The 13,289-nt window shown below is 33.0% G+C and carries 10 protein-coding genes; 2 read left to right on the forward strand and 8 right to left on the reverse strand.

Annotation, left to right across the window (positions count from 1 at the left end; genetic code table 11):
* Positions 1 to 151: 151 nt before the first annotated feature.
* The 8 genes from ACWG42_RS14335 to ACWG42_RS14370 form a co-directional block, all read right to left on the reverse strand.
* Complete coding sequence (locus tag ACWG42_RS14335) at positions 152 to 1,831, reverse strand: hypothetical protein (RefSeq protein ID WP_455793249.1); 1,680 nt, start codon at positions 1,829 to 1,831, stop codon at positions 152 to 154.
* Positions 1,832 to 1,943: 112 nt separating this feature from the next.
* Positions 1,944 to 3,104 carry an iron-containing alcohol dehydrogenase gene (locus ACWG42_RS14340; RefSeq protein ID WP_455793250.1) on the reverse strand — a complete coding sequence of 387 codons (1,161 nt, stop codon included), beginning with the start codon at positions 3,102 to 3,104 and terminating at the stop codon, positions 1,944 to 1,946.
* Between the two features lie 76 nt (positions 3,105 to 3,180).
* The gene (locus ACWG42_RS14345; RefSeq protein ID WP_455793251.1) at positions 3,181 to 4,287 is read right to left on the reverse strand and encodes a M20/M25/M40 family metallo-hydrolase; all 1,107 of its coding nucleotides are present in this window, start codon (positions 4,285 to 4,287) and stop codon (positions 3,181 to 3,183) included.
* 8 nt (positions 4,288 to 4,295) lie between these two features.
* A complete protein-coding gene (locus ACWG42_RS14350; protein WP_455793252.1) occupies positions 4,296 to 6,035 on the reverse strand; it encodes a PTS sugar transporter subunit IIA in 1,740 nt (579 codons plus the stop codon).
* Positions 6,029 to 7,216, reverse strand: coding sequence for a MalY/PatB family protein (locus ACWG42_RS14355; protein ID WP_455793253.1), 1,188 nt, complete (start codon positions 7,214 to 7,216; stop codon positions 6,029 to 6,031). Before ACWG42_RS14355 ends, ACWG42_RS14350 begins: the two co-directional genes overlap by 7 nt.
* Before the next feature lie 58 nt (positions 7,217 to 7,274).
* Positions 7,275 to 8,720, reverse strand: coding sequence for a fructose-specific PTS transporter subunit EIIC (locus ACWG42_RS14360; protein ID WP_455793254.1), 1,446 nt, complete (start codon positions 8,718 to 8,720; stop codon positions 7,275 to 7,277).
* A gap of 18 nt (positions 8,721 to 8,738) precedes the next feature.
* A complete protein-coding gene (locus ACWG42_RS14365; RefSeq protein ID WP_455793255.1) occupies positions 8,739 to 9,182 on the reverse strand; it encodes a PTS fructose transporter subunit IIA in 444 nt (147 codons plus the stop codon).
* 233 nt (positions 9,183 to 9,415) lie between these two features.
* Complete coding sequence (locus tag ACWG42_RS14370) at positions 9,416 to 9,793, reverse strand: DUF3795 domain-containing protein (protein ID WP_455793256.1); 378 nt, start codon at positions 9,791 to 9,793, stop codon at positions 9,416 to 9,418.
* Between the two features lie 305 nt (positions 9,794 to 10,098).
* On the opposite strand from ACWG42_RS14370, the gene ACWG42_RS14375 reads away from it, so the two are divergent.
* Positions 10,099 to 10,770 (forward strand): ABC transporter ATP-binding protein, encoded by a 672-nt coding sequence (locus tag ACWG42_RS14375; protein ID WP_455793257.1) that lies wholly within the window; start codon positions 10,099 to 10,101, stop codon positions 10,768 to 10,770.
* A 142-nt stretch (positions 10,771 to 10,912) separates the two neighbouring features.
* Positions 10,913 to 13,015: an FtsX-like permease family protein gene (locus tag ACWG42_RS14380; RefSeq protein WP_455793258.1), complete on the forward strand. Its 2,103-nt coding sequence runs from the start codon at positions 10,913 to 10,915 to the stop codon at positions 13,013 to 13,015.
* Positions 13,016 to 13,289: the final 274 nt, after the last annotated feature.

The following is a 13,289-nucleotide window of genomic DNA, read 5'->3' on the forward strand; positions in this document are numbered from 1 at the left end:
TAGGACTTCCTTCAGATTCCATCTCACGATGGACACCCTTGTCTTCGACTAGTGGTTAGCGACTAAACCTCCACAGTGGACTTTCACCACTTAGATGTATGCCATGCCCGGCACACGAAAAAAGCGAGATCACAATTGACCTCACTTTTCCTTATTGTTTGATATCTTTAATCGTTTTCACGCCTTCTGTATCAATATACGTGATATTTAATACATCACCTATTTTCAAGAACGCTAATTCATTTTCATATTTTGTAGCAAATGGAATCTTATACGCATTGTTATCACTGCCTTGTATATAATAGATTGTATTTCCATCTACGTTTAACTTCTCTATATTAGAAACTGTAATTTCAGAAGTTTTCAAGCTTTCTTTACTTACCTCTTCTCCACTGTTCCCTAATATGTTTAACATTTTCTTAGACAATAAATCCAATCCTTCATCACTATATACTGTCGCAACTTTTTGATAATCAATCGCAGATACCGCCGCATACATTTTAATCAATCCATTATCTTTTAAAGACATTAGATAGATTGGATTTCCTTTGATGTTGATTAACAATGGGAAGGTAGATGCATAACCATAGTTCTTAACTTCTGATTCTGCACTCTTCATCGCGCTCATTTCATTAGCACCTGCAGTCTTTATCTTCATAGCTTCATGTGTACGTAAATTTACCAATGCAAATCCAACATTTGATTCATCTGCATTCGCTGAAGTAATTCCTGTATACAACCAGATATCGCCTTCTTTTTCAAGATAGTTATATCCTTCTGAAGTTTGTGTTACACCATTTTGTCCGAAAACTGAGTTCCAATAGCCATCTTGTAATTTTCCATTATCATCCAGTTCTTCTACAATCATATCCTCTGGGAATACACGATCTGCCCAAGTAGGTATCTTTCCAGTATCGTATTTCTTACTTTTCCCAGTGATTGGATCAAGGAAAATAGCTCCTGTTACACTCTTTTTATTTCCTACACCTTTGTAAGTATAGGTTGTACATATATACCAAGGACGTCCTTTTTCATCGATTTCAAATGAAGGTGAACCAAAGATTTCTGTAGGATATGCAAAACGTAAATGACGATTTAAATTCTCATTAAAATAAGCAGAAGGTACGTATTTCATACCCTTCAACCCTAAGTCTTTTAGTTTTACAAGTTTGGTAGCACCATCCGTACTATCCACTGTAATATAGGCAGGAATACCACCATCTTTATTTCTAAAATATTTGATAAATCCATTGTAAGTAAGAGGTGTTACACGATACACACTATCTTCATAAGATACTTGTGTATATTCCGTACTTACATCAAACTGAGAAACCCACTCTGTCATGTTTCCCATAACTTTATCACCTAAGCGAATAGAGCTATCACGATCAATAATTGGAGTCTTCTCAAAATCTACTTCTGGTATTTCTTTAAAATCTACATCTTTGATTTTAATACGTTCAGAATATTCTTGTGCATTAAATAGTCTAGAAGAGATTGCGGTAGAAATCACTGGGAATCCAATTATAACCACAATCAATCCTATGCAGATTTTACATATCTTTGACCACATCTGATCTTCTTTTGTTAAATGAACTTGAGTCTTTGCTTTCTTCTTAAACAAACTTTGTAAGGACACATTGACCACTTGATCCAAATTTCGTTTGGTAAAAGATAGAAAGATCAACACGACCAACAAAGGTCCTACTGAGAAAACCAAAAAACTCCAAAATTCTGGTGCGTGCCAATTCATTGGTGGCAACATCACATAGTACATAACCGCAATCACAATAACATATGCCGGTATCAAAAATGAATATAATTTTTTCATCTGTATCCCTCGCTTTAAATTGTATTTACTATACCATATCTGTAGGTAAAGGTACAGTCACAAGAATTGGAATTTATACATTCTTTATATATAAAAAGCGGGAAATTCCCGCTTATAAAGCTTTTCTATAAATTTCTATGATAGCTTCTTTTGTTAATGGTACATACGCTGCTTCTAAACCAGCACTTGCTTTTTCTGCCATCACTTCGAAGAATTCTTCATCCATGATACCGACTTCACGAAGTGTGGTTGGTATACCCATCTCTACAAAATACTCTTTTGTTTTTTGAATAGCTTCATGTGCAATTTCGAAAGGATCTTTAGTTTCATTGATTCCCCAAACATTTACACCATACTCTTTAAATTTTTCAACAGTTTCATCATTCAATACATATTCCATCCAGTGTGGAGTAAGAATTGCTAAACCTACACCGTGTGTAATATCATAATAAGCGCTTAGTTGATGTTCCATAGGGTGAACACTCCAAGCTACTGGTTTTCCAAGTTTGATAAAGTCGTTAATTGCCCAACTACTAGCCCACATTAAGTTTGCTCGTGCTTCATAGTTATTTGGTTCCTTAATCGCAATTACACCATATTTGATGCATGTCTTCAACAATGCTTCTGCACTGCGGTCCAACATATAGCTTGGAATATTTGAGAAATAACTTTCAAATATATGAGACATGATATCGGCAGTTCCTGCTGCTGTTTGGTTTGCAGGAACACTGAACGTATATGTAGGATCAAGAATCGATGCTTTTGGACGCATTCCTTCATGTCCTGTTCCTATTTTATCGTTTGTTTCCATATTACTAATAACAGCAAATGTATCCATTTCAGTACCAGTTGCGGAAAGTGTAAGAATTGTAACGATTGGTAAAACACTCTTCACTTTTGTTGCGTCCAATACAATGTCCCATGGATCGCCAGCATATGTAACAGCTCCAGCAATTACCTTTGCACAATCAATAGTAGAACCTCCACCAATTGGCAACACAACATCAATCTGTTCCTTACGACAAATCTCAACCCCTTTTCTCACCGTAGTAAGTCTAGGGTTTGGTTCTACACCAGATAGCTCATGATAGGTAATTCCCATTCCTTTCAATATACCTGTAACTTCATCATAAAGTCCATTACGCTTGATACTACCTCCACCATATACAATCAAAACCTTTTTTCCATACTGAGAAACAATCTCCCCAATATGTTTAACCTGTCCCTCACCAAAATAAATAGTGGTCGGAATCGAATATACAAAATTATCCATAATACCCTCCTTTTGTTGTCTTTATTATACAACGTATTTTGACTAGGTTACAAACTATATCATCACAATATTAGTACTACGTAGCTTTATACCTACAGATACTCAACAACAATTCATAAAGATCGATTATATCCTGTACCCCTATATGCTCATTAAGAGAATGGACTTCTTTCATATTGGTACCCAAACAAAGAGATTTAATGCCATGCATTCGATATACATTCGCATTACTTCCTCCGCCACAGGATTCCTTTATCATCGTCTTTCCACATCGTTTACAAATTTGTTCAAACTCATCCCAAAACGTGTCATCTTCCTCTATGGTATACCCTGGTGTTCCAAATTTTATATCTTCTTGAAACTGTGCATGATATTGATCGCATACTTCATGAAATGTTCTTTTTACATACGTGACATATTTTTCTAATTCTTTTCGATGATATCCCCTTGCTTCAAACTCCATTGATACCTTTCCCATTACAACATTACGTGCAGTTCCACCCTCTATTTTACCGATGTTTGATGTTAAGTATGGATGGATTCGTCCCATTGGAAGTTTTGCTATGGCTTCACTTGCAACTTTCAAAGCATTAATTCCTTGCTCTGGACACACACCCGCATGTGCTTCTTTACCAATCACAGACAAGGTCCCTTTACATCCGTGTGGGGTTCTATCGACCACTGTCCCAACAACACCTTCTCCATCTAGTACATAAGCACATGCAACATCCTTAAATAGACGTTTATCGATATGCTTAACTCCTTGTAATCCATCTTCTTCGCAAACACTAAACACAAAGAACAATTCTGGATGAGGTATGTCCTCTTTTTTAATGGTCTCTATCAGGCATAGCATTGTGGCAATACCAACTTTATCATCAGCGCCTAATACACTTGTTCCATCAGACGAAATACAATCTTGATGTATTCTAGGATGTATTTCTTCACATGGCATAACGGTATCCATATGAGCATCAAATAGAATTGGTTTTCCATTCCCTACTATATGCACAATCAAATTGCCACAATTTCCATTAATTTTCTTAGCACAGTCATCTTCCATAATTTCAACATCAATCGCTTGTAATCTATCTTTTATATAATCCGCAAGTACTCGCTCTTTTCGTGATGGAGAACTTATTTTAACCAAATCTAAGAACGTTTCTATAACTTCATTTTTCATAACAACCTCTAGATAAATTGCACAAATTCTTCATAAGAAGTAATGTTTTGCAATTCTTGCTCATGATTATTCAAGTAACGATATAAATATTTAAATATATTTAGGTTGTTATTCATAGAAGGGTTCATTAACGTAATAAGTACATGGGATACAGTACTACTTTCTACGAATACTGGTTTGCTTAAATGAACATAAATGGATAAACAAAAATCTTCCTTATTACTTATACAATGTGGGATGGAATAGTTTCCAATAATCAACGAGTTTCCGCTCCTTTCTCTTTCAATGATACGTGTGGCTTCTTGTGTTGAGATAACAAGAGAAGTTGCTAAACGTTGCGTAATATTACGTATAACTTCATCCCAATGTTCCTTTTCTTTCACCTCATATGTAAAGCTATATTCTTTAGGAAATACACTTCGAATATTTTTATTGATTGAAATATTCTCAATGAGGTTACGTATCTCAACGATATCTTTATCACTTAAAATACTTTCAGTACAATAAACTTGTTCCACATGGGCTAATGTTTCTTGTGTACCGTTGATAATCAAAGTCGCATCTTCTACCTGTTGTTCATCAAGATGATCTACAATCATAACTTCACAGTTACTAAGACTTGCCTCTAACAATTGCTTGTTGATACTTGCAATGGAATTCATATTAGAATAAACATATATAGCGTGTTTTTTCTTCTTTCGCTTATCCATACTAACCGCAAAATAAAGTCCAATTAAATCACGATTAGGGATTTGATACCCATACAGTTTTTGCATTAAATTAATAAACAAAATACTTAAATCAAAGGAGAATGGATATAAAGCTTTGATATTTGCGATGTTGTGAATTTCTTTTGTGCGTACATAACTGGAGTAACACAAAATGCGTTTTAAGTGTAGATACAACTGGTTTTTCAGTTCTTCTTCCTCAAAACGTATAGAATTTTCTTCTTCAATCATCGACAATGCTTGTTGTATTTGCTTGTCTGTCAAACTTAGATTCATTTCGATACAATGATCACTAATTTGATTTAAAATATAAATGGCTTGTCTAGTTGGTTGTATTCCACTGTTGGTATATAAGCTTTTGAAGTCTTCATTGCTATCTTCATCTTTGACATATTGCATCAATAAAGCCGCAATAAAAATATTCGCTATTTGTTGAGGTAAGACATTTGGAAAATATTCATTAATAACAGAAGAGTGCTCTATTTGTGAAGATAATAGTTCATAAGAGTGAATATCGATTTCTGCTTTGTCTAAATAATATTTTGTATTTTGATCAATCAAATTACTTACAAGTACACATTTTTTATAAAGTGGTTCTTTTAAATGATGTCCTTTATGAGAAATTTCAATTTGTAAAATATCTCCGTAGTTTTCTTTAATGACATTCATCTTTTCAGATGCGGTTATTTTGGATACATAAAGAAGATCAGAAAGTCGTTCTATCGTAACATATTCTTCATTGATGAGTTCATATAAGATCAATTCTTCATCACGAATGCTTTTCTTCATATAGTCTTCATATTTTGCTTCATCATCAATTTTAATACGGTATCCCTGACGTTCGACACTAGAGATTAATTCTCCAATATGATTTGCTTCTAGAAATAACTTGATACTAGAAAGATCACGCATAATCGTACGCTTTGATTTCACAACAATTTTAGAAATATCTTCTGTATTGATGGATTTATTAGTCTTTACTAACAAGTCCATAATCAGGTACTGGCGTTCATTTAGCATATAATTCCCTCATTTAATGCAAGCATTGCTTTTTTGAAGCGCTCTAATCCCTCTTTGAGTTTACTTCTAGGGCAACCTGCATTTAGTCGTAAATACCCTTTTCCATTTTCCCCATACACTTCTCCAGCCATGATTCCTACCTTACCAACTTCTACAAGAGCTTTTTGAATGCTCGCTGATGAATAAGGAAGTTCACGTACATCAATCCATGCAAGATAAGTAGCTTGTGGACAACAGAACCGAATCATTGGAAATTCTTTCTTCATAAAATCTTCTATCATTTTCATATTGCCTTCAATATAAGATATCAATTGATCGATATAATCTTGAGCATTTTGATATGCACACATGAGTGCCTTCATCCCCATTATATTAGCAGAGTTTACAAAATCTTTTTGCCTTGTCTGTAGTAAAAAAGAATCATATAAATCCTTATTAGGTACCATAGCATAAGATCCACCTAAAGCAGGTGTATTGAATGTCTTTGAAGAACTTGATACAAGAGCCATTTTATCATACTCCTGATAAAAATGAAGAACTGGAACATGCTTTGACCCATGCAATACAACATCACTATGGATTTCATCGCTGATAATAAAAACTTTGTGTGCTTTACATATGGAAATCATCTTCTTATGCTCTTCTAGTGTAAACACGCGACCTGTTGGATTATGTGGAGAACAAAGAAGAAATACCTTAGCTTGTTTAGCCTTATGTTCAAAATCTTCCCAATCAATAGAAAAATGATGATCCCTACACAATGCACAGGGAAGTAATCTTCTTTCATTTTTCTCTATCACATTTATGAAAGCATCATACATAGGATCAAACACAAGTACTCCATCGTTTACCTCACTTACGAAACGTAATAACACAGAAACACTATACATAACACTAGGACTATATAAAATCCAATCCTTTTCTATATGAGTATTCCCTCGATTAAGAAAATGATGAACAATTGGCATTTTAAAATCATCATGATTCCATCTTGTATACCCAAAAACAGAATGTTGTATACAAGTTTGTAAATCTTCTATCACAACAGATGGTACTTCGAAATCTGTATCTGATATGGAAAAAGGCAATAAATCCTTTCTTCCAAATCGATCTTCTATATAGTCCCACTGTGTGCTATAGGTCCCCAAACGATCAATGATTTTATCAAAGTCATAGATCATAAGACTCACTCCTTTTCATATGGCAAGAAGTGTATCCTAAGATACACTCTTGCAAGTTTTATTTTGTCTTTAATGCTTTCTTTTCAGCATGTTTAATACGCATGTTTTTGAAAACAAAGATTAAGAGAATATTCAATGCTACACCAAAGATATATGCTACATAGAAAGCCCATCCTGGTGTCATTAATCCCAATAATGGATCAAATACACCAATACCTGGAGCTAAACGTTCAATACCTAACATAATTGTTAATACACCTGTAATACCTCCAGCAATCGTATTTGCACTAATCATTGGAAGTGGATCAGCCATTGCGTAAGGAATTGCTGGTTCTGTTGCTACCGTAGCTCCTACCACAATCGCTGAATAAGACATATCATGTTCTTCTTTTGAGAAGTATTTTGGACGAATAAGAGCTGCAATACCAGCTGCTACTGGTGGAACACTAGCAACAACACCAACGATAGCATACCATGTGTAAATCTTTTCTGACAACAGTGAGAAACAGAAGAACCAAGCTATTTTATTAACAGGTCCACCCATGTCAAATGCTAACATTGCTCCAATTAGGAAAGCAAGTGGTAATTTAAATTCTGCTGGAACAGAATTCAAGAAATCCAACATAACCGTCATTAAACCACCTAAGAATGGTCCAACAATATAGAATGTTAATAATCCAAAGATAAATATTGTAATAGCTGGAATCACTGTCAAGTTCATCAATGATTTTACTGCATTTGGATAATTGTAATGTTTAATCCATTTTACGAAATACCCAATACTAATACCAAAGAAGATCGCCCCAAAGAATCCTGCTCCAGATTCTGTACCGAGCATGCTATTATCATTCGCAAAGTATGTAATAATAAATGCAGGTGCTAACCCAGGTTTATCCGCAATACTATATGCAATATATGCTCCCATAATCGGAATCATAAACTTGAATCCTAAATAACCGATTTGTTCTATAATCCACGCAAAACTTGCGCCACCTTGTTCAAAGTTTGTATAAGGCATTCCCCATTGCATCATTATATTCGCAATCGCAACTAAGATACCCCCACCAATAACAAATGGTAGTGCCGCAGAAATACCTGCCATCAAGTGGCTCATAATTCCACCCTGATTATTTTTCTGACTTCCTAATTTTATATTTGCTGATGCATCCCCATCTTGTAAAACTGCACGTTCCTCTAAATGATCAAAAATTGTTTTTGCTTCTTTTAAGGCATCGCTCACTTTAATGTTAATTACTTTTTTCCCCGCAAAACGTGTACGATCAGATTCACTCAGCCCTTTACCAACGGCTAAGATAACATAATCTGCTTCTGCAATCTTCGCAGGTGATAATGCATTTTCTACTCCAGATGCCCCTTGTGTTTCTACTTGAATTTCATGTCCTAGTTCTCTTGCTCTTTTTTCAAATGCCTCTGCTACCATATAGGTATGCGCAATTCCAGCTGGACAATTTGTAATCGCAACGATTTTCAATTGTTTACTCATAGTCTTCTCTCTCTTTCTTTACTTTATAATTTCATTGATTTCTGCTAATACTGTTTCCTTATCAGCATTCTTTAATAAATCCACAAACTCATCATGAATCAATCGTCTTGCGAATTTAGATAAGGTTTTTAGATGAAAATCATTTTTATCATCTGGTGCAATTAAACACACACATGCTTGCACAGGTTCTCCATCAATGGAATTCCATTCTATATCCTGCGCACAACGTACAAACAAGATTCCCGCCTTTTTCACACAGGCATGACGAGCATGTGGAATTGCAATTCCATTTCCAAAACCAGTCGTACTTTCTTCTTCACGTTTACACAATTCCTGATAAAATGTTTCACCATCATCCACATTACCATTTTTGTATGCCATTTCTGCCAATACTCTTAATGTTTCTTTTTGTGTCGATACATTTAAATCAAACACTACATCATTTTCATTTATCAATTCCATTTTATTCTCTCCTTGCACTTGTATTGTACCTTTTCTTACTTTTTTTGGAAATCTAAAGTTTGACACTCTATTTATGACAAAATCTTTCGAATACCAAGTATCTGTCACTCTATCATGGACAAATACTTAATCTATCCATTAGCATTTCAAACAAACAAAAAGGAAATGAGCAATACCCATTTCCTTTTCATACATCATTTACGGTCTATTCTTCAACACCATAAAACAGAACTCTATTTCCCTTTTTCTAACAACGAACGAATTTCACTTTCATTTTCACAAGCATCATAATCCCCTACAATTTGATTTGGATAATGATATATAATCCCTTTTTCAAGATTCTTTTCTATACATTGTATTAAATTTTCATCTCCACTTTCTTTGGCAATCTTACAAAACGTGCGCACACGTAATTTAAACAGTATACTATCTTCACAAGGAAACTGTGAACAATCAGCACAAGAATTATATCCTTTTGTAGTACAACACTGATAGTTTTTGCAGTTTTCTTTATCAGGACAGCCACCTTCTTTACAACCAACACATTGTGCATTTTCACTACAAAATGCACACACTAAACCACAATATCCCATTCCCAATTCTTTTCTCATAATAATTTTCTCCTAACCTGTTCTCTATTCTAAGTGTATTCTTTTTTAACTCTTATTACAATATGATAATACAGCTACAAATTTAAAAGAGAACAAACTCACTCTTAGTTTACTATATATCGAAGTCTTGTCTCATGAAATTATGAAAGTGGATATTTTACAATAAACGTATAAAAGATAATAAGTGCAGTAAAAGTGCTTTTCAAACTAAAAAAGACGGCTAATACATGTAGGTTGTAATCACACCTAATAATTTCGTATAATATATTATATAACAAGATTATAGACAGAAAGGTATTATACTTATGAAAGACAAAATTTATGTCAAAAATTTAACAAAAGTTTATGGGAAAAATGACAATAAAACCATTGCTTTGCATGATGTAACTTTCAATATTGATAAAAATGAGTTTGTGGCAATTTGCGGATCAAGTGGTAGTGGGAAAACTACATTATTCAATATTATCAGTGGTATCGATCGACAATATGAAGGTGATTGTTTTATTGATGAAGTTAACATCAAGACACTAAAGAATGATGAATTGACTACCAAAAGAAGAAAAGATATTGGCGTCATTTATCAATTTTTTAATTTAATCTCTTTTCTTACAGTAGAAGAAAATATTAAGTTAAGCAAAGAGCTAGATGGTAAAAAAGTTGATAACAAAAATCTAGATTTTATTTTAAAACAATTAGATTTAGAAAAATATAAAAATTCATTTATCCATGAATTATCTGGTGGACAACAACAAAGAGTAGCAATTGCAAGAGTAATGTTAGCCGATTGTGATATCATACTTGCTGATGAACCAACCGGAAATCTTGACAGTCATAATACCATAAATATCATGGAAATATTCAAACAAATGAAATCGCAAGGGAAAACTATTGTTGTTATCACACATGATTCGTATGTAGCAAACCAAGCGGACCGAATTATAAATTTGAAAGATGGAGAAATTGTAGATGAATTATAAATACATCCTCAAATTGTCACTGAAGTTTATCAAATCACACAAAACTTTGTTTATCCCTTTCATTATCGTGATATTTCTATCCACCTGCTTGATAACAACAATTTATGTTATTAAAGATTCTTATGCACATTATAGCCTTCAAATGAACCAAAAAATTTATGGTGCATGGGATTTTACTTTTCCCCCTCAGTCGATTGAGGAGTCAGAAGAAATCTTTATAGACAATAATGTAGACATAAAGATGTTTGAAAACTATTTATCATATGTTCCCATATCAAACGAAATAGAAAACCATTTAAGTAACTTTAAATCTGTTTCCACTTTCGATTATCTCCCGATTATTATTCTCGAAGGTATGTACCCAACAAATGAACATGAAATTCTAATCGATATAAAATATATGGAACAATCCAATTTATCAATAGGGAATATAGTAGCTTTTCATGATGAGTCTAATGTAATAAAAAACTTCACAATCACAGGATATTATCAACACTATATTCCCACTCCTACGATCACATTTTACACATATTTAGAAAATAATCATGATGCATTTACTGCTTATGCAGATGCAAAAGATCAATCGTCAATGCAACATATTATGAACATGACGGAAACAATGACGGAACCATATTATCAATTGAATGATGGAGTTATTAATGCTAAGTATCATTTCAATGATTCCTTTGAAATTCTTTACACTGCTTTCATGGGTTTGGTTTATATTTGTATATTTCTGTTTATCTTTAATTCTTTGAGTATGTATATTAAGAAAAAACAATCCTACTTCTATCAATTATCGACTCTTGGTGCAACAAAAAAACAAATCATATTATCTCTTTTCTTTGAATTTATTATTGTTTGCGGTTTTTTCTTTTCAATGAGTGTAATTCTAAGCATATTATTGTGGAGACTTATTTTCATGTTTGGCGGAACATGGATTGCTAATTACTTAGATTTGTCTTTTGATTTTACTTTTGTATTAACCACAAATCATCTATATACGCTTTTGTTTATGTCCCTTGTTATATTTTTATTCTGTTTCATAATTGCATTGTGGACAAATCGACAACAAAAGAGAAAGAAATTAAAATTCAAAACAATAAAATTGCGATTTATACCACTTACTTTTAGAATGGTTTGTTTAGAAATGATTCGGACTGGATACGCTATATTTATCATTGCTACCTTAATCGTAAGTTCAGTTTTATTTCAAACAACACAAGTCATAGTAGATTATTGGATAAATTCCAAGGTTCCAAATATCCAACAGGATTCAGATATCTCTGCAAGTTTCACTTTGTTAAATAAGGATAAAAATGATATATCTAATTTTACAAATGAAATAGAAGAAATATGTGTAATAAATAATGCAAAATCCTGTAATCTTTTATATGGTGTAGAAGCTAATGCGATTATTGGTTACAATACCACATTTCCAGTTTATTCAGTCGATCAGGAAACGTATAATAAATTTCTTAAAAACCAGAAAATCAAGGATACCAATATTCCAATTTTTGTTCATGGAAAGAATGATGAAAATATAAATGGCGAACTAGCTATTCATATTTTGACACTTTTTCAAGAAGAAATAGATAATTTTACTATGAGCTACTTGATTATTGAAGATGACAAATTTATGAGGGATTATCATCAGGAAGCAATGGTTTTAGTTCCACCAGCTTTGACACTTGAATGGTTGGAGAAATATCCAGATACTGCGGTAAGCGGAACGCTCGAAATAAACAGTGAAAATCACATCAATATTACAAATCAATTATCTTCTATACCAAAAACGAATGCGAATGATCAAATATATGTAATAGACAACACTGAAGAACTAGGACAGTTTTACAGGGACACAGGAGCAATTCGTATCTTTGTTTATGTACTCAACTTTTCAATTTTGATACTTACTTTATTTATTATATACAACATCTTGTTGCAATATAATATAAAAAATAAAAGAGAAATTGAATTGCTTACAACTTTAGGTATGACAAAAAGAAAAGTAAGAATATTCTTCATAGAACGTGCAATCCTTATCACTGGTCTATCTGCAAGTATTTCATTTCTTCTTGAAATTATAGCATTGGTAATTCTCAACCAATGGATAAAAATTGAAATTTCGACTACGAGCGTTGCTCTATATTCTTTCATATACACGAGCATTTCTATGATAGTAATTATAATTATATCCCTATTGATTTTGAAAAGATTTATTTTTATGAAAAAAAGATGGTAATTTTGATTTTACTTAATGAACTTATTCTTGATAGATAAGTACATAAAATCACAGATTTCATATCTTATTATCGACCGTTTAAAGCGGTAATACATTGTGCTTTACATAGTTTATCATAGCCGATCCGAATTTATCAGCACCTCCAAGTATTAAAAAGAGGCTGTAACGAATAAGAAACAGCCATAACATAAAAAAACACGTCAATCTCATAAGAGGAAGACGTGTTTTTTTGGTATAATTTAACTATGGAAAACAACAATGTGTTAGAGTCAAA

Source organism: Amedibacillus sp. YH-ame10 (assembly GCF_053848885.1).

Excerpts from the sequence above, each read along its gene's own strand:
- ACWG42_RS14375 (WP_455793257.1), top strand. The coding sequence starts at position 10,099 with ATGAAAGACAAAATTTATGTCAAAAATTTAACAAAAGTTTATGGGAAA.
- ACWG42_RS14335 (WP_455793249.1), bottom strand. The coding sequence starts at position 1,831 with ATGAAAAAATTATATTCATTTTTGATACCGGCATATGTTATTGTGATT.
- ACWG42_RS14355 (WP_455793253.1), bottom strand. The coding sequence starts at position 7,216 with ATGATCTATGACTTTGATAAAATCATTGATCGTTTGGGGACCTATAGC.
- ACWG42_RS14380 (WP_455793258.1), top strand. The coding sequence starts at position 10,913 with ATGAACCAAAAAATTTATGGTGCATGGGATTTTACTTTTCCCCCTCAG.
- ACWG42_RS14370 (WP_455793256.1), bottom strand. The coding sequence starts at position 9,793 with ATGAGAAAAGAATTGGGAATGGGATATTGTGGTTTAGTGTGTGCATTT.
- ACWG42_RS14365 (WP_455793255.1), bottom strand. The coding sequence starts at position 9,182 with ATGGAATTGATAAATGAAAATGATGTAGTGTTTGATTTAAATGTATCG.
- ACWG42_RS14340 (WP_455793250.1), bottom strand. The coding sequence starts at position 3,104 with ATGGATAATTTTGTATATTCGATTCCGACCACTATTTATTTTGGTGAG.
- ACWG42_RS14350 (WP_455793252.1), bottom strand. The coding sequence starts at position 6,035 with ATGCTAAATGAACGCCAGTACCTGATTATGGACTTGTTAGTAAAGACT.
- ACWG42_RS14345 (WP_455793251.1), bottom strand. The coding sequence starts at position 4,287 with ATGAAAAATGAAGTTATAGAAACGTTCTTAGATTTGGTTAAAATAAGT.
- ACWG42_RS14360 (WP_455793254.1), bottom strand. The coding sequence starts at position 8,720 with ATGAGTAAACAATTGAAAATCGTTGCGATTACAAATTGTCCAGCTGGA.